This window comes from Lentzea sp. NPDC051213 (genome assembly GCF_044455585.1).
Lineage (GTDB): Bacteria > Actinomycetota > Actinomycetes > Mycobacteriales > Pseudonocardiaceae > Lentzea.
The window spans coordinates 211,937-231,682 of sequence record NZ_JBITEX010000004.1 but is presented as its reverse complement, the minus strand read 5'-3'; the positions used below and the strand labels follow the sequence as shown (position 1 = coordinate 231,682).

20 protein-coding genes are annotated in these 19,746 nt (G+C 69.8%); 11 read left to right on the top strand and 9 right to left on the bottom strand.

Features of this window, described 5'->3' with window-relative positions; all coding sequences use genetic code 11:
* Positions 1 to 25: 25 nt before the first annotated feature.
* Positions 26 to 967 carry a GlxA family transcriptional regulator gene (locus ACIA8G_RS19285; RefSeq protein ID WP_396419915.1) on the top strand — a complete coding sequence of 314 codons (942 nt, stop codon included), beginning with the start codon at positions 26 to 28 and terminating at the stop codon, positions 965 to 967.
* Between the two features lie 25 nt (positions 968 to 992).
* Here ACIA8G_RS19285 and ACIA8G_RS19280 read toward each other — a convergent pair whose 3' ends face one another.
* From ACIA8G_RS19280 to ACIA8G_RS19270, 3 genes are all read right to left on the bottom strand, one after another.
* A complete protein-coding gene (locus ACIA8G_RS19280) occupies positions 993 to 2,507 on the bottom strand; it encodes a PH domain-containing protein (protein WP_396419914.1) in 1,515 nt (504 codons plus the stop codon).
* The gene (locus tag ACIA8G_RS19275; protein WP_396420542.1) at positions 2,504 to 2,986 is read right to left on the bottom strand and encodes a PH domain-containing protein; all 483 of its coding nucleotides are present in this window, start codon (positions 2,984 to 2,986) and stop codon (positions 2,504 to 2,506) included. The genes ACIA8G_RS19280 and ACIA8G_RS19275 overlap by 4 nt, the downstream gene beginning before the upstream one ends.
* A 122-nt stretch (positions 2,987 to 3,108) precedes the next feature.
* Positions 3,109 to 3,243 (bottom strand): hypothetical protein, encoded by a 135-nt coding sequence (locus ACIA8G_RS19270; RefSeq protein WP_396419913.1) that lies wholly within the window; start codon positions 3,241 to 3,243, stop codon positions 3,109 to 3,111.
* Between the two features lie 29 nt (positions 3,244 to 3,272).
* Between ACIA8G_RS19270 and ACIA8G_RS19265 the strand changes: the two genes are divergently transcribed.
* Positions 3,273 to 4,511 (top strand): helix-turn-helix domain-containing protein, encoded by a 1,239-nt coding sequence (locus ACIA8G_RS19265; RefSeq protein ID WP_396419912.1) that lies wholly within the window; start codon positions 3,273 to 3,275, stop codon positions 4,509 to 4,511.
* A 390-nt stretch (positions 4,512 to 4,901) separates the two neighbouring features.
* On the opposite strand, the gene ACIA8G_RS19260 is transcribed toward ACIA8G_RS19265, so the two are convergent.
* From ACIA8G_RS19260 to ACIA8G_RS19250, 3 genes are read right to left on the bottom strand one after another with little or no spacing between them, the layout of a single operon-like run.
* Positions 4,902 to 6,212, bottom strand: a complete 1,311-nt coding sequence (locus ACIA8G_RS19260; RefSeq protein WP_396419911.1) for a response regulator transcription factor — start codon at positions 6,210 to 6,212, stop codon at positions 4,902 to 4,904.
* A gap of 29 nt (positions 6,213 to 6,241) precedes the next feature.
* The gene (locus ACIA8G_RS19255) at positions 6,242 to 7,741 is read right to left on the bottom strand and encodes an AMP-binding protein (RefSeq protein ID WP_396419910.1); all 1,500 of its coding nucleotides are present in this window, start codon (positions 7,739 to 7,741) and stop codon (positions 6,242 to 6,244) included.
* Positions 7,742 to 7,793: 52 nt separating this feature from the next.
* Positions 7,794 to 7,994, bottom strand: a complete 201-nt coding sequence (locus ACIA8G_RS19250) for a hypothetical protein (RefSeq protein ID WP_396419909.1) — start codon at positions 7,992 to 7,994, stop codon at positions 7,794 to 7,796.
* Positions 7,995 to 8,193: 199 nt separating this feature from the next.
* Here ACIA8G_RS19250 and ACIA8G_RS19245 point away from each other — a divergent pair, with 199 nt between their 5' ends.
* Positions 8,194 to 9,381: an NAD(P)/FAD-dependent oxidoreductase gene (locus tag ACIA8G_RS19245; RefSeq protein ID WP_396419908.1), complete on the top strand. Its 1,188-nt coding sequence runs from the start codon at positions 8,194 to 8,196 to the stop codon at positions 9,379 to 9,381.
* 5 nt (positions 9,382 to 9,386) lie between these two features.
* On the opposite strand, the gene ACIA8G_RS19240 is transcribed toward ACIA8G_RS19245, so the two are convergent.
* Positions 9,387 to 9,857 (bottom strand): MarR family winged helix-turn-helix transcriptional regulator, encoded by a 471-nt coding sequence (locus tag ACIA8G_RS19240; RefSeq protein WP_396419907.1) that lies wholly within the window; start codon positions 9,855 to 9,857, stop codon positions 9,387 to 9,389.
* Between the two features lie 82 nt (positions 9,858 to 9,939).
* Between ACIA8G_RS19240 and ACIA8G_RS19235 the strand changes: the two genes are divergently transcribed.
* The gene (locus ACIA8G_RS19235) at positions 9,940 to 10,521 is read left to right on the top strand and encodes an FMN-dependent NADH-azoreductase (protein ID WP_396419906.1); all 582 of its coding nucleotides are present in this window, start codon (positions 9,940 to 9,942) and stop codon (positions 10,519 to 10,521) included.
* 22 nt (positions 10,522 to 10,543) lie between these two features.
* A complete protein-coding gene (locus ACIA8G_RS19230) occupies positions 10,544 to 10,933 on the top strand; it encodes an NUDIX domain-containing protein (protein ID WP_396419905.1) in 390 nt (129 codons plus the stop codon).
* 118 nt (positions 10,934 to 11,051) lie between these two features.
* On the opposite strand, the gene ACIA8G_RS19225 is transcribed toward ACIA8G_RS19230, so the two are convergent.
* A complete protein-coding gene (locus ACIA8G_RS19225; protein WP_396419904.1) occupies positions 11,052 to 12,188 on the bottom strand; it encodes an MFS transporter in 1,137 nt (378 codons plus the stop codon).
* 171 nt (positions 12,189 to 12,359) lie between these two features.
* Between ACIA8G_RS19225 and rox the strand changes: the two genes are divergently transcribed.
* From rox to ACIA8G_RS19195, 6 genes are all read left to right on the top strand, one after another.
* Positions 12,360 to 13,793, top strand: coding sequence for a rifampin monooxygenase (gene rox / locus ACIA8G_RS19220; protein WP_396419903.1), 1,434 nt, complete (start codon positions 12,360 to 12,362; stop codon positions 13,791 to 13,793).
* 93 nt (positions 13,794 to 13,886) lie between these two features.
* A complete protein-coding gene (locus ACIA8G_RS19215) occupies positions 13,887 to 14,837 on the top strand; it encodes a tetratricopeptide repeat protein (protein WP_396419902.1) in 951 nt (316 codons plus the stop codon).
* Positions 14,837 to 15,163 carry a hypothetical protein gene (locus ACIA8G_RS19210; RefSeq protein WP_396419900.1) on the top strand — a complete coding sequence of 109 codons (327 nt, stop codon included), beginning with the start codon at positions 14,837 to 14,839 and terminating at the stop codon, positions 15,161 to 15,163. The genes ACIA8G_RS19215 and ACIA8G_RS19210 overlap by 1 nt, the downstream gene beginning before the upstream one ends.
* A 47-nt stretch (positions 15,164 to 15,210) precedes the next feature.
* Positions 15,211 to 17,364 carry a protein translocase subunit SecD gene (gene secD, locus ACIA8G_RS19205; RefSeq protein ID WP_396419899.1) on the top strand — a complete coding sequence of 718 codons (2,154 nt, stop codon included), beginning with the start codon at positions 15,211 to 15,213 and terminating at the stop codon, positions 17,362 to 17,364.
* Between the two features lie 10 nt (positions 17,365 to 17,374).
* Positions 17,375 to 17,746 carry a VOC family protein gene (locus ACIA8G_RS19200; protein WP_396419898.1) on the top strand — a complete coding sequence of 124 codons (372 nt, stop codon included), beginning with the start codon at positions 17,375 to 17,377 and terminating at the stop codon, positions 17,744 to 17,746.
* A 12-nt stretch (positions 17,747 to 17,758) separates the two neighbouring features.
* The gene (locus ACIA8G_RS19195) at positions 17,759 to 18,919 is read left to right on the top strand and encodes a lactate 2-monooxygenase (RefSeq protein WP_396419897.1); all 1,161 of its coding nucleotides are present in this window, start codon (positions 17,759 to 17,761) and stop codon (positions 18,917 to 18,919) included.
* A gap of 45 nt (positions 18,920 to 18,964) precedes the next feature.
* Here the strand turns inward: ACIA8G_RS19195 and ACIA8G_RS19190 are convergent, their stop codons facing one another.
* The gene (locus ACIA8G_RS19190) at positions 18,965 to 19,741 is read right to left on the bottom strand and encodes an ESX secretion-associated protein EspG (protein WP_396419896.1); all 777 of its coding nucleotides are present in this window, start codon (positions 19,739 to 19,741) and stop codon (positions 18,965 to 18,967) included.
* Positions 19,742 to 19,746 lie beyond the last annotated feature (5 nt).

Genomic DNA, 19,746 nt, shown 5'->3' with positions numbered 1-19,746 from the left:
TGCCAACATGTGAAAGAATCCAGCCATGGCCCACCGGATCGCCGTGCTGACGCTGGAGACCGCGATCGCGTTCGATCTCGGCACGTCAACGCACATCTTCGGACAGCTGCCCGACCACTACGAGCTGCTGGTCTGCTCGCCGGACCGCCGTCCGATCCCCACCAGCGGCGGCTACCCCGTCACGCCGGACCACGGCCTGGAGGTGATCAGGGACGCCGACACGGTGCTCGTGCCCGGCACCCGCTACCTGCCGGCCCGGCTGGAGGGGAGGCTCGAGCCCGCGGTGCACGAGGCGCTCACGACGACCAGGGCGAAGCGGATCATGTCGATCTGCACCGGGGCGTTCGTGCTGGGTGCCGCCGGGATCCTGGACGGCCGGCCCGCCACCACGCACTGGAGCGCCACCGACTCGTTCCGGGAGCTCTTCCCGCAGGTGCGGCTGGACCCGGACGTGCTGTTCGTCGACGACGGCGACGTGCTCACCTCCGCCGGTGTGGCCGCCGGGATCGACCTCTGCCTGCACGTGATCAGGTCCGACCACGGCAGCGAGGTCGCGAACCGGGTCGCCCGCTACTGCGTCGTGCCGGCGTGGCGGCAGGGCGGCCAGTCGCAGTTCGTGCACAAGCCCGTGCCCGACGATCCCGACTCCTCCACGGCGCCCGCCCGTGCGTGGGCCCTGGACCGGCTGGACGAGCCGCTGGAACTGGCGGCGCTCGCCGAGCAGGCCAGGATGAGCGTGCGGACGTTCACGCGGCGGTTCCGCGCGGAGACCGGGCTGTCGCCGGGCCGCTGGCTCACCCAGCAGCGCGTCGAACGGGCCCGGCACCTGCTCGAGTCCACGGACCTGCCGATCGACCTGGTCGCGCGGCACGCCGGGTTCGGCACCGGGGCGGCGTTGCGGCAGCAGCTGGCGGCGTCGATCGGGGTGTCGCCGACCGCCTACCGCCAGACGTTCCGCACGGCCTGAGCGGCACCCCGATCCACTGTGGACTTCAGTTCTCGATGAGGAACGGGCGGAGCAGGTCCGGTACCGCCTCGTCGGCCAGCGCCAGGCCGTCCGCCTCGCCGACGTCCGTGACGTGGTAGACGCCCGCACCCGCCGCGGTGGTCGCGCCGATCGTCATCAAACCGCTGCGGCGCTGGAAGAACGAGCGGTGGATGCGCCAGCCGATGATGCCCGTGCGCTGCAGCGCGACGGTGCTGCGGACCAGGGAACCGTTGCGGGTCACCAGGTAGCGCGGGTCCAGCGCGTGGCCGAGCGAGCGGTAGTTGTCCCAGCCGATCAGCGCGGTGAACGGGATCAGCACGACCGGGATGGGCCACGCCCACGACGGCGCCCAGATCGCCAGGGCGGTCGCGATCACCACGAACGGCACCACGTGCCGGACCAGGCTGCGGCGCAGGGCGGCGATCGGGTGCTTGCGCAGCTTCCGCGTCGTCGGGTCGCTGTCGACGCGCAGCACGTCCTGCGAGACCTCGTGCGCCACGGACAGCGGCGCGGGCGGCAGCAGCAGGTTGCTCTCGCCCTTCGAACCCAGACCCGTCGTCACCGCAACGGCTTTGGCGCCGCGGCCGGCGCGCACCAGCAGCGGTTCCTGGATGTCGACGCCACGCAGCCGCTGTTCCTCGACCGACACGGACCGCGTCGTGAGCAGGCCGCGCTGCACGCGCAGGGTCCCGTCCGGCTCGCGGGTCAGCCGGTAGTTCCAGAACTGGAGGATGTAGAGCGGCACCGACAGCACGAGGCCGACCACGGCCAGCGCCAGCACGAAACCGCCGATGAGCATGAAGCTCCGGTGGTCGAACAGCCAGTTCCACAGGTCCTGCACCACGTGCAGGCCGAGGTCGTCTGCGTAGTTGGACAGCACGCCGAACACCGCGCCGACCGCCACCAGGCCGGACAACGACAGCGGCGCGAACTTCAGCCACTTCAGGTCCAGCTTCGAGATGACCTCGGACGGCGCGGGTGCCGCCTGCGGCTCGCCCGCGACACCACCGGTCTTCGGGGCGACTGTCTTCTGCAGCAACAACAACCGCAGCCGTTCGGCCTCCTCCGACGTCACCGCGTCGAGCGTGAGGCCGTCGGTGCCGGGGACGTCCTGCTGCCCGGTGCCGATCCGCACCGCGGACAGCCCGAACACGCGGTGACCCGGCTTCGACGTGAGGTCGACCGTCCTGATGCGATCACGCGGCACCGCGAGCTGCTTGCGGGTCAACAACCCCGTGTGCAGCTCGACCTGGTCGTCGGTGATGCGGTACTTCGTGGTGCGCCAGATCAGGAAGCTGAACGCGAGGATCATGGCGACGGTCGCGCCGCTCGCGAAGATGCGCCACGGCTCGCCGCTGCCGGTGATCAGCAGCACGCCGATCGGCACGAGGAGCGCGAGGCCCTCGTTGAGCGGGCGCACGATCAGCATGCGGACGTGCAGGCGGTGCCACTCCGCCAGCGGCTCGGCGAACTCCGGCGCGGCGGGCAGCCCGCCAGACATCTCAGCGGGGGAGGTCACGTGGCATCACCCGGCGTTGCCTGGGTCGTCGTGGTCAGCTCCTCCACGAGCCGCTGCGCCACCTCGTGGTCGAGGCCCTCGATCTCCACCGGCCCCGCGGCCGACGCGGTCGTCACCGTGACCGTCGCCAGGCCGAGCATCTGCTGGAACGGCCCGCGCTTCGTGTCGATGGTCTGGATCCGGGAGATCGGCGCGACGCGCCACTCCTGGGACAGCCAGCCGGAGAGGGTGTACACCGCGTCCGGCGTGGTCTCCCAGCGGTGCACGCGGTAGCGCCAGCTCGGCTCGACCGCGGTGTGCACGATTCCGACGACGAGCGTGGCGATCATGAGCGCCAGCTCCCACGTGGGCGGCTCGTTCACCAGCATGAACACGATGAGCTGGGGTACGAAGAGCACGAGCCAGAACACGGCGGCCTGCATCGTCCACAGCAGGACGGATTTCGGGCTCACCTGGTGACGAGGCGTGCGCAGTTGCAGAGTCACCCCACAACTGTGCCTCACCGGTACCTGGTGGTGTGGCCAGGTGTGTCAATTGGTGTGTCGCCGTCGAGGTGGTCCTGCTTGCGAGGGAGGCAGGACCACCCGACCGGGCGGAACGATCAGTTGGGGGAGGAGTACGGAGGGGTGAAGATGTCGCCGGGCTCGCCGGCCGAGGCCGCGCCGGCCGCCGTCACGAGCGCTCCCAGACTGAGGATCACTGCGGCGACGATTCGAGCGATAGTGTTCGGCTTCATTGAGGTGCTCCGTTCGATTGGTGGCGGCCGTGGATGAGGGCAGGAAGTCTTTGACGAGGTTCGGCGCGCGGTTGCGGGCGGTCCGGCTGCAACGCGGTTTGTCGCAAAAGGACCTCGCGTGCCCTGGCGTCTCCATGAGCTACGTGTCGCGGCTTGAGTCCGGTGAACGGGTGCCGTCGCCCGCCGTGGTGCGCAGGCTCGCCGAGGTGCTCGACGTCGACCCGTCCGAGCTGATGGTCGACGAGGACCGCACCGCGATGCAGGACGAGGCGCTGGCGTGGTGCGAGGCGCTGCTCGCCTATCACGACGGTGACCTGGCGATGGCCGTCGACCTGCTGGAAACACTGGGAAAGCGGTCGGACGAGGAGATGTTCGGCTGGTGCGTGCGGTGGACGCGGCTGGTCATGCTCGCGAGGCAGCGAGACCACGAGGGTCTGCTGCTGGCTGCGGCGAAGCTGCGCAAGTCGTGGTCTCCCGGTCCGGCGGTGGACGCGCTCGTGGAGATCCTGCGCGCATCCTCGTTGCGGCGCCTCGGCCGGACGGCCGAATCCGTGAAAGCAGCGGGCGAGGCCGTCGAGCTGGCCAGCGGTGACGGCGAACGGGTGCGTCGCGTCAACACGCGTGCGCTGATCGCCTTGTGCGCCGAACTCACCGCGGCGGGCAGGCTCGCCGACGCCGAACAGGTCGTCGACCAGCTCGCCGCGCGGCTGCCCGAACTCGGCCGCGACCGGCTCGCCATTTCCACGTGGTGGGCACGCGCCAAGGTCGCGGACCGCCTCGGCGACCGCACCGAGGCGGCGCACTGCATCCGCGAGGCCGTCGGCATGCTCGACGACTTCGACGGCGATCCCGAGTACCGGTGCCGCGTCCGGCTGGCCGGCGCGTCCATCGCGCTGCGCACGCCCGGTGCGAACCTCGACGAGGTCGTCGCGTTGCTGGACAAGGTGGAGACGACGGTCGCCGCGATGCGCCGGCAGGACGGTCTGCTCGCGTACGCCCGCGCGTTGCGGGCGGAGCTGGCGTTGCGCGACGGCGAGGTCGACAAGGCGCGGGAGCTCGCGGAACAGGCCATCGCGACCGGGCAGCTGAACTCCGAACAGCAGCTGCGGTGCCATCTTCTGCTCGTGCGGGCGGCGGACGAACTCGAACCGGACGGCAGCACCGGCGCACGCGCCGCACTGGCCGCGCTGCTGGAGCACATCAACCCCGAGGGCGTCGACCCGCTCCTTTGGCGCGACGTGGCCCGCATCGCCCTGCGCAAGCACTAGGGCCTGTATCGAAGTCTCTGTTCGCGATAGCCGGGCCTGAGGCGGCCCCTGGGGGCGCGGCCGAAAGGCCCACATACAACACCGGTATGCGGGCCTTTCGGCCGCACCGCCAGGAACCACCTCAGGCGCGACTCTCATCGAACGAGACTTCGATACAGGCCCTAGGCGTGGGCGTCGTTGCCCGGTCATGACCGCCCCTCGCTCGTTAACTGGACACCTTGTTAACGGAGCATGACACAGACCAGTTACCCGTCACATCACCCAATTCCACTGCGCCGACGTGGGTAAAACACCCGAAATCCGGGAGTACCCCGTCGGCGGCAAGCGACCGAACGGGCGATTGCACCCCTGACTGGTTGGACCAATTGTCAATAACTTGACAATGGATTCCTATCCAGTGGTCAGGCTCATCCACCACACGACGGCTCCGGCACGCCCGTTGACGTCAAGTGTCGTGTAGATCCGCTGGAGGTGGTTCTGCACGGTTTTGGGGGACAGGCCGAGCGACTCCGCGATCATCGCCGTGCTCGCTCCGGCCGCCACCAGCCGCAGCACCTCGATGCCGCGCTTGGTGAGCCCGGCCCGCAACGCGCGGGCGATCCGGGTGTTCGTGTGCTCGGCGGTACCGGTCTCGTGCAGGTCACCGGTGTGCGGCACCCGCACGACGGCGTCCTCCCGCTTGGGCTCGAAACGCCTGTGCGCCAACTGTTCCACGAGTCGGGACGACAGATCGTGCTCACGCATCCTGAGCAGATCGCGACCTTCCTGCAGCTCCCACAGCCGGTACTGCTCCAGCTGCAACCGCGCGTGCCGCAGCGCCAGTTCGAGGTCGCCGCATCGTTCGTACGCCTCGCTCAACTGCTGGTGGGCGTGCACCGCGACCTCGCGCGCGAGACAGCTCATCGCCAGCTCAGCGGCCTGGGTCAGCTGGGTGATCTGGTCCTGGTACCGCTTGCGCGCCCCGCTCAGCCTGGCGCGCGCCATCAGCACCTCCGCCCTCGCCACCGGGCGGTTCCTTCCGGCAAGCAACTGGTCAGCGCGCTGCCAGCTGCGGTGCGCACGGTCAAGTTCACCCAGATCGATGCGCACGTGTGTCAGCAGGACGTTGACCATGGCCATCCGCACCGGGTCGCCGACCTGCTTCCAGCGGTCGCGCACCTGTGCGCACAAGGCTTCCGCGCGCCGCAGCTTGCGCACGCACGGTTCGCCGTCGAGGCTGCAGCGGCTCTCCTCGGTGCGGATCATGCAGTGCTCGTGGTACTGCATGCGCATCACGCGGGCCTGCTCGAACAGCACCGAGCCGATCAGCTCGCTGTCCCCGGTGAGCTCGGCCAGACCGAGCGCGCGGGAGAACGAGTTGAAGCTGCGCTCCCGCGAGTCGAGCCGCAGTTCCACCACAGCACGGGAAAAGCTGCACCGCGCCTGCAGTCCGATGTGGCGGTTCGCCGCCGCGATCTCCTGCACCCGGTCGATCGTGTCGAGCGCGCTCGGCCACAGCCCGCGCTTGCCGAGCGCCACGGACTGCGCCAGCACGCCCTCCGCGACACCCTCGGCGTCGTCCAGCCAGGAGAACGCGGCAACCGCTTTCTCGGCGTACTCCAGCGCCTCGCCCGGCCTGCCCTCGTCCAGCGCGATGCGGGCCTCGCGCAGGTTGTGCACGGCGTTGGACCGCGGATCGGTGGTCCGTCCGGGAACTGTCATTGATCTAGCCCCCTCTTCGGAGGCCGACTCTAGTCCTGTTCGCGCAGTTGGCGTTTCAGCACTTTTCCAGCCGCGTTGCGGGGCAACTCGTTGAGGAAGAAAACATCCCGGGGTACGGAGAACCGGGCGAGGTTCGCCTTCACGTGGTCACGCACGTGTTCGGCCGTCAGGGTTTCCGAACCGACCACGAACGCGACGAGCCGTTGCCCGAACTCGTCGTCGGGCACGCCGAGCACCGCGACCTCGGTGACGCCGTCGAGCGTCGAGAGCAGGTCCTCGACCTCGCGCGGGTAGACGTTCTCGCCGCCCGAGACGATCATCTCGTCGTCGCGGCCGGCCACGAACAGCAGGCCGTCCTTGAGGTAGCCGAGGTCACCAGTGGACATCAGGCCGTTCAAGGACTCCTTGCTCGTGCCGTTGGTGTAGCCGTCGAACAGCATCTCGTTGCCGACGAAGATCCGCCCGGTCTCGCCGGACGCGACCGGCCGGCCCTGATCGTCCACAATGGCCAGTCGGGTGCCGAGCGGTGGCTTGCCCGCGGTGCCGGCGTCGCGCGCGAGGTCGTCCGGGTCCGCGATGCTCGCCCAGCTCACTTCCGTTGAGCCGTAGAGGTTGTAGAGCACCGGGCCGAACTCCTCCAGCGTGCGCGTGGCGACGCGGGGCGGCAGCGACGACCCGCTGGAGGCGATGATCCGCAGCTTCGGCCGGCGCGGGGTCTCCAGCATGCGTTGCAGCATCACCGGGACCACGAACATCGCCGTGCACTTCTCGGCGTCCCGCAGGGCCTCGGCGGGGTCGAACTTCCGGCGGAGCACCAGCGTGGCACCGAGCACGAGCCCGAGCTGGAACGCGGCGAGGCCCCAGGCGTGGAACAGCGGCGAGGTGATCGAGATGACGTCGCCGTGCCGCAGTGGGATCCGCGACAGCAGTGCGGCGGCGGGGGCGAGGCTCGCGGGCTCCGGCCGCTTGGCGCCCTTCGGGGTGCCGGTGGTGCCGGAGGTGAGGACGATCAGCCGGCCGCGTGGAGGGCGGCGGGGGAGCGGTGTGGCCGGCCCGTTGAGGATCAGCGACTCGAGTTCGTCGGTGAAGATCGTGGGCAGGTCCGGCAGCACTCCGGCGAAGTCGCGGTCGGCGACGAACCTGTCGATCTTCTGGTCGTGCGCGACCTGGGCCAGTTGTCCTTTGCTCAGACCGGTGTTGAGCAGGACGGCGTCGGCGCCGATCTTCGTGCAGGCCGTCAGCGTCTCGATGAAGCCGCGGTGGTTGCGGCACAGCAGGCCGATGCGTTCCTTGGCGCGGAAGGCATGCGCGAGCCGGCTGGTGCGCTCGTGCACCTGCGCGTACGTCAGCACGCCGTCGTCGTCGACGATCGCGGCGCGCTTCGGGTGTCGTCCCGCGCCGGTCTGGTAACCCCAGGCGAGCGTGATGTTCCACTGCAGATAGCCGCGTGCGGTGCCGGCGAGCCCTCGCGGGCCCAACGGCCGGATCACTCCGGCTTTGACCAGGGTCAGCAGCACGCGGGTCAACATGAGGCCCACTCTGCCATCAACCTACTTGTGAGTAGGTAAGCTGTGATCGCGGTCACATCTCGGTGTTGGAGGCGGCGACCACGGCTTCGCGCAACGCCGCTCGCAACCGGCCGACTTCCAGTGGCGTCAGAACAGCGGCTTCCCCAGGAGGCACGTTGATCACGATGTGCCCCTGGCTGACGAACACCGTCATGTCCCGTCGGCGCGAGGCGATGTCGCGGCAGCTCACCTGCCACTCCTCTTTGGCTCCCACGGGTTACTTCCTCCAGCTCGCTCGGCGCACCGGCCCGGTGGTCCCGGTGCTCGCCTGGGTGAGACGTGCGTTACCGGGGGTCATGACGGAGGTTTCGCCTTCCCTTGAAAAGTCCTGCGAACGTCTCCGTCAAGCGACCGTGCCGAGCTGCGGATAGCGTCGCATGAGAGATGAGACTTGGTCACCTGGAGGGGTGAAAATGGCGGAACCGCAACGCATTGTGATCGTAGGGACGGGCCTCGCCGGTGCCTCCGCGGCGGGTGCGCTCCGAGACCGCGGCTACGGCGGCCGGATCACCATGCTCGGCACCGAGCACCACCGCCCGTACGAACTTCCCGCGCTGTCCAAGGACGTGCTGCTGGGAAAGGCTGCCGAACCCGCGTGGGTGCACGAGGCGAGCTTCTACGCCGACAACGAGATCGAGCTCCTGCTCGGCGTCTCGGTGCTGGAGCTGCGGCCCGGTGATCACACGATCGTTGACTCCGATGGAGCAGTGCGTTCCTACGATCGGCTCTTGCTCGCGACCGGCTCGCGCCCTCGCGTTCTTCCTGGCGCGCAAGGACATGTGCTGCGCACCCTGGACGACTCCCTCGCGTTGCGCTCGACGTTGCACGAGGGCAAGCACGTCGTGATCGTCGGCGCGGGGTGGATCGGCTGCGAGGTGGCGTCCGCGGCCCGCACCCACGGCTGCCTCGTCACGGTGGTCGATCCGCTGTCCGAGCCGCTGGTCCGCGTCCTGGGCACCGGGATGGGCCAGATGTTCCGCGGACTGCACGAGGAACACGGCGTCGACTTCAAGCTGGGCACCGGCGTGGCGGGCTTCTCGCCGTCCGGCGTGCGGCTGGACGACGGCTCCGAGCTGCTGCCGGACGTGACGGTGCTGGCCGTGGGCGCGACGCCGCGACTGGAACTGGCCGAGGCCGCCGGGCTGGAACTGGCCGACGGCGGCGTGGCGGTCGATGCCGCGCTGCGCACGTCCGCGCCGGACGTCTTCGCCGCCGGTGACATCGCGGCGCACGACCACCCGCGCTACGACGGGCGGGTCAGGGTCGAGCACTGGGCGAACGCGAAGGACCAGGGCACGCACGTGGCGGGCTCGCTGCTCGGGCTGGACGAGCCGTACCAGAAGTCGCCGTACTTCTTCACCGACCAGTACGACCTGGGCATGGAGTACCGCGGGCTCGCCGGCCCGGACGACGAGCTGGTGGTGCGCGGAGACCTGGCGTCGCGGCAGTTCATCGCGTTCTGGCTGCGGGACGGCAGGGTGCGGGCGGCCATGAACGTCAACGTCTGGGACGACGGTACGGCGTTGCAGGCGTTGGTGGACGCACAGGCCGCGGTCACGCCGGCCCAGCTGCGTGAGGCTGACCTCGGTTCGTTGGCCTAGACGGCCTACATGCAGGAGCCGTGAACCGGCGCTTCACCGTCGGCGAGGCTGATCAACGCCCTGCGGATGATCTGCATCTCGTCGTCGGTGAAGCGGGCGCGGTAGGCGCGCTCGATCTCGGCGAGCGCGTCGGTCGCCTGCTTCCGCACCTCGATGCCCCGGTCGGTGATCACCGGTGTGCGCACACGGCGGTCGTTCGGATCGGGGACGCGCACGACCAGCCCGGCGCGTTCCAGCTTGTCGAGCTCGCTCGTCAGCGTGGTCTTGTCCAGGCCGAGCATCGCGCCGAGCTTGAGCTGCGTGCGGTGGGCCTCGTCGCTCGCGAGCGCCTGGAGGATCAGCTGGCCGCGGACGGAGACGCCGTACTTCGTGACCTCTTCGGCGAACGCCGCCCCGACCCGCTGGGTGGCGCGGTGCAGCAGCCAGTTGAAGTCCCACTTCTCCACGCATCCGGGGATGGGCCGCTCCTCCTTCATGTGCCCCATCGTACCTCCTGAGAGAGATATTCTTGGCTAAGAACATCTTGACTCGGAAGTTCTTCGCTCGTATGTTCTGGGTATGACCAATCTGCTGCACCTCGACTCGAGCATTCGTTACGAAGGGTCTGTGACCCGCGAGATCTCCGGTGCGTTCGCCGAGAACTGGCGGTCCGCGAACCCCGGCGGCGGCTACACCTACCGCGACCTCCACGCGTCGCCGGTCCCGCACAAGGACGGCACGGCACAGGAGATCGCGGGCGACCTGATGGCCGAGGTCGAGGCCGCCGACGTGATCCTCATCGGCGCGCCGATGTACAACTTCTCGATCCCGTCGACCTTGAAGACCTGGATCGACCAGATCGCGACCTCCGAGCACTTCGCCCGCCCGGACGGCACGTTCGCGTGGGGCGGCAAGCGCGTCGTCGTGGTGACCGCGCGGGGCGGCTCGTACAAGCCGGGCACGCCGCGTGAGGGCTTCGACTTCCAGGAGCCGTACCTGCGGGCCGTGCTCTCGATGGTCGGGCTCGACCAGAAGCTGGAGTTCGTGCACGCCGAACTGACGCTGGCGGACGTGGTGCCGCAGATGCACCAGTTCCGCGAGCTGGCGGTCGAGTCGCTGGCCGACGCGCACCGCGTGGTGAAGGAACTCGCCTCGGCCTAGTGCTCGGCCTAGTGTCGGTCGCGTGATCGACAAGGTGGCGTGGCTGCACATCGAGAACGGGCGGGTCCTCGTCGCTCGTTCCCACGGCAAGGACAGCTATTACCTGCCCGGCGGCAAGCGGGAGCCGGGTGAGACCGACGTCGAGACGCTCGTGCGCGAGATCCGCGAGGAGCTGTCGGTGGACGTCGATCAGGCCAGCGCTTCGTTGGTGGGGGTGTTCGAGGCTCAGGCGCACGGTCGCGCGGAGGGGGAGACCGTGCGAATGACCTGCTACACGGCGTCTTTCGGGGGCGAGCTGAAGCCGGCGAACGAGATCGCCGAACTGGCGTGGTTCACCGCCGCCGACGTGGACCGGGTCTCCCCGGTCACGCGGATCATCTTCGATCACCTGGTGTCCGCCGGGTTGCTCTGACCTGTCGCGCGCGGGTGATCCGCATGACGTTTCGGCCGGAACGGGATTCTCCGGCGCCGGCCCGTGGTTTCTTCAGCTGTGGCACGAGACCCTTGACGGGCTCGTGACCTGCGGCTGATCACTCCATCTGGTCGGCCGCCCGCCACGCGGGGGTTCGGCGCGCAGTGAAGCGGCGCGTCCGGCCCCCGCGTGCCCAGACGGCGGTTACCGCGGTGATGACCGCGATGATCACGTAGATCCACTGGAAGCTCAGGTGCGCGACGAGCGCCGCGCCCGCGGCGAGGCCTGGTGGCGCCGCGCCGAAGACGATGCTCGTCGCCGTCGCGCTGACCCGGCCGATCGCGGCCTGGGGTGTGCGTTGCTGGACCAGCGTGGCCACCGCGATCACGGCCCAGGCGAGCCCGATGCCGTGCACGAACCCGGACGCGAGCACCGCCGGCAGCCACCCCGTCGCGCGGGCCAGTGCCGCCACCGCGATCAGGACGAGGCCGACGGTGATGTTCGCGCGTTTGCCGGTGAGGCCCGCGAGCACGGATCCGGCACCTTGGACCGCCGCGAGCACGCCGAGGAACTCCGGCCCGTAGTGCAGGCCCTTCTCCACGAGCGGGAACGACGCCGCGGTGTTCAGCGAGGCCGCGAACAGCGCCACCGCGCCGCCCACGAGCGGCCACTTGAGCGCCTTGAGGTGCGGCCAGCTCGGTGTTTCGCGCGGAGCGGGCGGTGGTTCGTCGACCCGGATCATCGTCGTGGCCGCGGCTGCCAGCAGGAACGACAGCGCGTCGATCGCCACCACCGGCCACGCGCCGTACGCGGCGAACAGCGTCGCGCCCGCCAGCGGTGCGACGAGCTTCATCCCTTCCTGCAACGACATCCGCAGGCCGTTGACCTTCGCGAGGCGGTCCGGCGGCAGCAGCGCGACCAGCAACGCCGGTTCCGCGGCGCTCACCAGCACGGACTTAGTGCCGTAGATCAGCAGCACCGTGAAGATCACCCAGATCTCGTCGGTGAAGAACAGCACTGCCAGTGCGGGGACCATCGCCAGGCTGGTCCAGATGAGCAGCGGTTTCTTGTGGAAGCCGTCGGCGAACCGGCCGATCAACGGCGAGAGCACGCTCGGCGCGTACACGCACAGCAGAGCGAGCGTCGCCAGGGCATCGCTGCCCGTCAGCGACTTCACCCACACGCCGGCGACCAGGTACATCGCGCTCGTTCCGAAGTAGGACAGCGCAAGTCCCGCGAAGTACCACCGCACCATGCGTTCGAGGGTGCCAGCAAAGTTGAGTCTGGTGGGCTCAATGCAAGACAAAAGGCAGGGATCTCTCCCTGCCCTCTTCAACGTATAGCGCACCCCCGGCCTTGCGGCAAGACCCCGGTCATGGTTCATCATTGCCCGGCCAAAGCCATTACCTGGGGAAATGGGGCTTACATGATCGACGTCATCATCGTCGGCGGCGGACCTACCGGCATGATGATCGCGGCCGAGCTGCGGCTGCACGACGTGCGCGTGGTCGTGCTGGAGCGCGACACCGAGCCGACGAAGGTGGTCCGCGCGCTCGGTCTGCACGTGCGCAGCATCGAGGTGATGGACCAGCGCGGCCTGGCGGAGCGGTTCCTCGAGCTCGGCACGCAGTACCCGGTCGCCGGGTTCTTCGCCGGCATCACCAAGGCCGCGCCGGAGCTCGACACCACGCACCCGTACGTCCTCGGCCTCCAGCAGCCGATCATCGACCGCCTGCTCACCGAGCACGCGCTGGAAGCAGGCGCCGAACTCCGCCGGGGCAGTGAGGTGACGGGCCTGAAGCAGGACGACGAAGGCGTGACCGTCTCGCTGGCCGATGGCACCGAGCTGAGTGCGCGGTATCTCGTCGGGTGCGATGGCGGCCGCAGCGCCGTGCGCAAGCTGGTCGGCATCGACTTCCCCGGCGAGCCCAGCCGGGTCGAGACGTTGCTGGGCGAGATGGAGCTGGGCGTGCCGCAGGAGACGGCGATGGCCGTGATGACCGAGGTCCGCCAGACCCAGAAGCGGTTCGGCATCGGGCCGCTGGGGGACGGCGCGTACCGCGTCATCGTGCCGGCCGAGGGCGTGTCCGAGGACCGCATGACCATGCCGACCCTCGACGAGTTCAAGGAGCAGCTGCGCAGGGTCGCCGGCACCGACTTCGGCGTGCACTCGCCGCGCTGGTTGTCCCGCTTCGGCGACGCCACCCGGCAGGCAGAGCGCTACCGGTCCGGCCGGGTGTTCCTCGCGGGCGACGCGGCGCACATCCACCCGCCGACCGGCGGTCAGGGCCTCAACCTCGGCGTTCAGGACTCGTTCAACCTGGGCTGGAAGCTCGCTCTGGTGCTGGGAGGGGCGCCTGACTCGTTGCTCGACACCTACGAGGCCGAACGGCACCCGGTGGCAGAGGACGTGCTGAACAACACCCGTGCGCAGATCGAGCTGATGAAGGTCGAGCCGGGGCCGCAGTCGGTGCGCAGGCTGCTCGGGGAGCTGATGGACTTCGAGGAGGTCAACCGGTACCTGACCGAGAAGATCGTCGCCATCAACGTCCGGTACGACTTCGGGTCGTCGCACGACCTGGTGGGCCGGCGGCTGCGCGACGTGACGTTGAAGGGCGGGCGGCTCTACTCGTTGATGCACGCCGGCCGCGGGCTGCTGCTCGACCAGAGCGGGTCGTTGTCCGTGCAGGGGTGGGCGGATCGGGTCGACCACGTCGTCGACGTGAGCGAGGAGCTGGACGTGCCGGCGGTGCTGGTGCGGCCGGACGGGTACGTCGCCTGGGTGGGCGATGACCAGGAGGCTCTGTGGGACCAGCTCGCTCGCTGGTTCGGGGCTGCTGCAAGGGCGATGCCCGTCTAGCCCTCGAAGCGCGAAGCGCCTCCTCCTGGAGCAACTCCACTAATGCTCGGGTTGCGCGCGAACTAGCACAGCCGCGCTGTCACACTGTGCGGCGTGTCCGAGCCGATGACCGCGGTGCTGTTGCGCGCCGCCGAGCTCACCGCCTCGGGGAAACCGCGGCAGGCCATCGACCTGCTGCGGCCCCTGGTGGCGGCGAACCCTCGGCACGCCGAGGCGTGGTGCCGGCTCGCGGCCGCCCAGCTCGACCTCGGTGAGGCGGACCAGGCACTCGACTCGGCCAAGCGCGCGATGGTGCTCGACGGCGAGCCCGCCTGGCCGCAACGGCTGGCGGCGCTCGCGTTGAGCGACCTCGGCCGGCACCAGGAGGCGGCGGTCGCGGCGCGGGAGTCCGTGCGGCGCAAGCCGGGGGACTGGCGTTGCTACGTCGTGCTGGCCGAGGTGCTCGCGGACCTGCCGGACGGCGGCGTGGAGGCGTTCGACGCCGCCCTGCACGCCTCGCAGCTCGCGCCCACCGAGGCACGGGCGTTCCAGGTGCTCGGGGACGCGGCGCTGCGGATGCGCGACTGGGGCACCGCCGAGCACGCCTACCGGACGGCGATCAAGCTCGACCCGTCCGACGCGGACTCCAAGGCGAACCTCGCGACGGTGCAGCGGCGCCGTTCCTCGAAGCCCGTCCAGGTGCAGCTGAACAAGGCGCAGGTGTGGCAGGCGCTGCGCACGCTCGCGTTGATCCTGGTCGGCGGCGGGCTGCTGGCGTTGCTCGCCGGGATGCCGCGGCCCACGCCCTACCTGGCGTTTCTCACCGCCGCGCTGGTGCTGTGCTGCCTGGTCGTGGCGTTGCGGCTGCGTCCGTTCAAACTGCTGTTCGGCCTGCGCAAGCTCGCCGTGACGGTGTCGCTGCTCGCCGCCTCCGCCCTGCTCCTCGCCGGTTGGACCGTCGCATTGCTCCTCGGAGCCACCACGATGCAGCCACTTGTGCTTTCCTGGTTGTGCGCTGTCGTGGGGGGAGCGCTCGTGTACATCGGGGGAGGCAGGAAGCGGTGATGCGTCGCAACGCGGTCGCTCTCGCGCTGATGCTGTTCCTCGGACAGCTGTTCATCGTCGCCGCCCCCGCCCCGCCGTCGCCCGCTCAAGGCTCTGTCATCCGGCACGGCCACGACTTCGCGAACCTGCCGGGCGCCGCGCCCAGGCCGCACAACCTCCAGGCCGCCCAGGTGCCCCAGGCCCAGCTGCCGATGGACGTGCCGCCGGTCGCGAAGCCCGCGCTGCCGATGCGGTTCGTCGTCTCCTTCGCCCGGCGCGTGCACCGCACGCCCGACGGCGTCCGCTGGACCCCGCAGCGGGATCGCTCGCCGCCTTCCGGTCGCTGAAACCCGTTTCTCAGCAACCACTTTTCTTCCGGAAGGCTCACTCACCCATGTCGCGCGACAACGCGCGACGAGGGCTGCTCGTGCGCGGTCTCATCGCGCTCGGGGTCCTCGTCGCATCCGCATTCCTGCTGCTCACCACAGATCCCCGCCTCGGCCTCGACCTGCGTGGCGGCACTCAGATCGTTCTCGAGGCGAAAGGCGACGCCGACGCCGCCAACCGTTCGATGGAGGTGCTGCGCCGCCGCGTCGACGCACTCGGCGTGGCCGAACCGGTGATCGCCCGCTCCGGCGAGAACCGCATCGTCGTCGAGCTCCCCGGCGTCCAGGATCCCGAGGAGGCCGTGAAGGTCCTCGGCCGCACCGCGCAGCTCACCGTGCAGCGCAACGGCCAGACCGTCATGACCGGCGAGGGCATCTCCGACGCCAACGCCGTGCGCAACCAGCAGGGTGCGGGCTTCGTGGTCAACATCCAGTTCCAGGGCGACGCTCCCGGCAAGTGGCAGAAGATCACCGGCGAGGCGGCCTGCGAGCCGTCCGGCACGCCCGGCCGCCAGATCGCGTTCGCGCTGGACGGCAAGGTCGTCTCGTCGCCGGAGGTCAGCCTCGACACGCCCTGCGGCGCGGGCCAGCCAGGCGGTGCCACGACGATCACCGGCCGGTTCTCCCAGGAAGAGGCCAAGGAACTCGCCCTGGTCATCCGCTCCGGCGCGCTGCCGGTGCCGGTCGAGGTGATCGAACAGCGCACGGTCGGGGCCACGCTGGGCGCCGAGGCCATCGAGGCGAGCGCCAAGGCCGCGATGATCGGCATCGCCCTGACCTCGCTCTTCCTGATCTTCGCCTACCGGCTCGCCGGGTTCCTCGCCGTCATCGCCCTGGTCGGCTACGCGGGTGTCGCCTATGCGGGACTCTTGGCGGTGGGCGCGACTTTGACGTTGCCCGGCCTGGCCGGCTTCGTGCTGGCGATCGGCATGGCGGTCGACGCGAACGTCCTGATCTTCGAACGAGCCCGCGAGGAGTACGCCCGCAAACCCAATCTGCGCCGCGCGGCGGAAGGAGGGTTCCGCGGCGCGTTGAGTGCGATCGCCGACTCCAACGTGACGACCCTGCTGGCGGCCGGTCTGCTGTTCTGGCTGGCCACCGGCCCAGTGCGCGGCTTCGGCGTGACGCTGACCATCGGTGTGCTGGCGTCGATGTTCAGCGCGTTGGTGTTGTCGCGGGTGCTGGTGCTGTGGGTGCTCGGCACCCGTTTCGTGGCGAAGCGCCCCCGGTTGAGCGGCCTGCACACGCTGGGCTGGGTGCGCCAGCGGTTGACCGCGGTGCTGTACCGCCGCCCGTCCCGCTGGCTCCTCGCCGCCGCGGCCGTGGTGCTGGTGGCGATCACCGGCCTGTTCGTGCGCGGCCTGAACCTGGGCGTCGAGTTCACCGGCGGCCGCATGCTCGACTACGCCGCGGGCGGTCCGATCGATGCCGGCCGGGTGCGTTCGGCCTTGTCTGGCGCGGGTTTCCCGGACGTGGTCGTCTCCTCGTCCGGCAACGAGGTCTCGCTGCGCACCGGCCCGATCGACGACGCCGCGTCCACCCGCATCGGCCAGGTCGTGAACTCGGCCGTCGACGGCGGCGCCCGCCAGTCGAGCAACGAGCTGATCGGCCCGTCGCTCTCCTCGGAACTGCGCCGCAACGCGGTGATCGGCCTCGCCATCGCGGTCGCTGCCCAGCTCGGCTACCTGGCCATCCGGTTCGACTGGAGGCTAGGCCTGGCCACGGTCGCCGCACTGCTGAGTGACGTGCTGGTGCTCATCGGCGTGTTCGCGTGGATGGGCAAGACGGCCGACGGCGTGTTCCTTGCGGCCCTGCTGACCGTGATCGGTTACTCGGTCAACGACTCGGTCGTCGTGTTCGACCGTCTGCGCGAGCTGCGCGGGTCTCGTTTCAGCGCGCCGTACCCGGACGTGGTGTCTGACGCGGTCGTGCAAACAGTGCCGCGCACCGTGAACACCGGCATCGGCGTGCTGTTCGTGCTGTCGGCGTTGCTGGTGCTCGGCGACGGCTCGCTGGCGAACTTCGCCACGGCGCTGCTGATCGGCCTGGTCGCCGGCACCGCGTCCACAGTGGTCACCGCCGCGCCGGTCGCGATCTGGCTGGAGGCGCGCTGGCCGCGACAAGCAGTTTCGAAGAAGCGTGCGGTGGGGGTGCGGGCCTAGCGTTCTGCGCATGATCACTCATGTGCACTCGGCCACCATCAACGTGCGCGACCTCGAGGAGGCGCTGCGCTTCTACGTGGACACGCTGGGCTGGGAGAAGCGCCAGGACAGCCACGAGGCCGGCATGCGCTGGCTGACGGTCGCCCCGCGCGGCTCCCAGACCGCGTTCGCCCTGTCGCTGGCGGACGCGCCCAACGTGTCGTTCGCGATGGGCTGCGGGATCTCGCTGATCAGCTCGGACATCGATGCCGACTACGCCTCGTTCGTGGAGAAGGGGGTGACGGTCAAGGGGGAGCCGGAGTCGATGCCCTGGGGTGATCGGGCCACCTGGTTCAGCGACCCGTTCGGGAACGAGTTCTTCCTAGTGCAGCTCGCTTCGTAGCAAAGTAGGCGCATGACCTCATTCGCCGCGTACCAGAACGAGATTTACCTGCAGGGGCTCGGCGGCGCGGTGCCGCCGTTCACCACCGATCCGAACGCGCTGGAGCAGTCCGCGCGCGACAGGCTGGGACCGGGGCCGTTCTGGTACGTGGCGGGAGGCGCGGGCTCAGGTGCGACCGTTCGCTCCAACCGTGACGCGTTCGACCGCGTGCAGATCGTGCCGCGGATGCTGACGGACGCGACCGAGCGGCATCTCGGCGTCAACGTGCTGGGCACCGACCTGCCCGCGCCGGTGTTGCTCGCACCCGTTGGCGTGCAGTCGATCCTGCATCAGGACGGCGAGCTCGCCACCGCGCGGGCGGCGGCCGAGCTGGGTGTGCCGATGGTCTTGTCGACGGCGTCCTCGCACACCATCGAGGAGGTCGCGGAGGCTTCCGGTGACGGGCCGCGGTGGTACCAGCTGTACTGGCCGAACGATCCGGACGTGTGCGCGTCGCTGCTGGACCGGGCGCGCAAGGCCGGGTTCACGGCGCTGGTCGTCACGCTCGACACGTGGACGCTGGCGTGGCGGCCGCACGACCTGGACCAGGCTTACCTGCCGTTCCTGCGCGGGGTCGGCACCGCGATTCCGTTCAGCGACCCGGTTTTCCGGGCCGGGCTGCAGAAGTCGCCCGAGGACGATCTGCCGATGGCGATCCTGCGGTGGGTGCAGCTCTTCACCGGTACCGACAAGTCGTGGGACCGGCTGGCGTTCCTGCGCGAGCACTGGGACGGGCCGATCGTCCTGAAAGGAATCCAGCACCCGGACGACGCGCGCAAGGCCGTCGAGTCCGGAATGGACGGAATCGTCGTGTCCAACCACGGTGGGCGGCAGGTCGACGGTGCCGTGGGGTCGCTGGACGTGCTGCCGGAGATCGTCGACGCGGTGGGGGAGCAGATCGACGTGCTGTTCGACTCCGGCATCCGCACCGGTGCCGACATCGTGAAGGCGCTGGCACTGGGGGCCAAGGCCGTGATGGTCGGGCGGCCCTACGCGTACGGGCTGGCGCACGGTGGTCAGGTCGGCGTGCGGCACGTGCTGCGAAGCCTGCTCGCGGACTTCGACCTGACGCTCGGGCTCTCGGGCCACCGCAGCCCGGCCGAGCTGGGCCGGGACGCGCTGCGGTTCGCCTGACGAACGACGGTGGCCGGGTCGCTGCGGCGACCCGGCCGTTGTCTTCTACGGCATCGTCGCGGTCATGCGGGCGAGCGTGCCGAAGTCGGCCGGCTGCACCCGCAGCCAGCCCTCGCTCTTGGCGGCGAGGTAGCGCCCGCTCGGCGTGTCGATGAACGTCAGCGGGTTGAGGCAGCGCTGCATGCGGCCGAGGTGGTCGCGCTTGGCCGAGAAGACCTGGCCGCCACCGGTGCGCGGCTCGCTCATGATCTGCTTGAGCTGCGCGACCAGCTGGTCGTTCGGCGTGCTGGTCGGGCGGCTCTGCTGCATGTACGAGCCGGTGTCGTCGTACGACTGCGGCTTCTGCTTGAGCGCGTCCTCCGGCAGCGTGATCGGGCTGCCCTTGCCGGCGGGCGTGGGCGGCAGTGCGCCGACCAGCGCCTGCGGTGCCTCGTCCGCGCGGATCGGCTCCAGCACGAACTGCTGGTCGGCCGTGAGCACGATGCGCAGCGCGTCCTGGCCGTTCGACACGACCAGCACGCTCTGCTGCGGGCCGTCCTTCAGGCTGAAGAACGCCCAGTACTCGGTACCCGCCTCCACCACGAGCCGCAGCGCGTTGGCCAGGTCCGGGTGGACCTGGTTGCCGCGCGCGAGCCCGTACTGCTCGAGCTGCGCCCATGCCGAGCGCTGCATCCGTTCCAGCCCACTCAGGTCGCCCTCTTCGAGGAGGCCCTCGTCGAAGTCGACCTGGGTGAGCAGCGCACGGTGCAGCGACGGCAGACCCGCGGCCTGCCACGCTTGATAGAGCGCCGTGACAGGGATGGCGACCCTGCTCCTCAGCACGTTTC